The following is a 485-nucleotide window of genomic DNA, read 5'->3' as shown; positions in this document are numbered from 1 at the left end:
ACAATGCGTTGTTCCAACTGATCCTTTTACTATGATAGAATAGTACACAAACTGGTAACAGGAGGTTACAATGTTATTTTCAAAATGGACAATCTACCAATGTCTAACTGTAGTTTCACTATTAGTAATTTTCTTCCTAGCAGAAATCAACGCAGGTAGTGTAAATATCACAGTCTCATCTGAACAAATAACCCCATTTAACAATGGCATTACGTACTTTCTATTCGTAGGTATTATCTTAGGTTGTTTTTATTTGCTGTTTCTTTTCGAAGCTAAAAAGGGGAGCAACTTTTTTTCACGATCTGTGTGGGGAAAAATGCCGTGGATAACTTTTACTTTAGGGATTGTTTCACTCATTCTTTTTATGTTATCAGCTTTATTAGGGCCTCTCTTTCAATGGGTAGAGCAATGGCGATATCTCATTTATATTTTCTTCAGTTATTTCCTTTTAATATTATTTGTTTTTACCTTTTCTCTGGTTTATA

At 33.2% G+C, this 485-nt stretch carries 1 protein-coding gene; it reads left to right on the top strand.

Features of this window, described 5'->3' with window-relative positions; genetic code table 11:
* Positions 1-70: 70 nt before the first annotated feature.
* A partial coding sequence (locus AOA60_RS33330; RefSeq protein WP_218240645.1) for a hypothetical protein occupies positions 71-485 on the top strand: 415 nt, incomplete at its 3' end.

This window comes from Pseudomonas sp. 2822-17 (assembly GCF_002742485.1).
GTDB lineage: Bacteria > Pseudomonadota > Gammaproteobacteria > Pseudomonadales > Pseudomonadaceae > Aquipseudomonas > Aquipseudomonas cyclaminis.
Note: the sequence above shows the minus strand (reverse complement) of the source record. Positions and strands in the feature narration are given on the sequence as shown.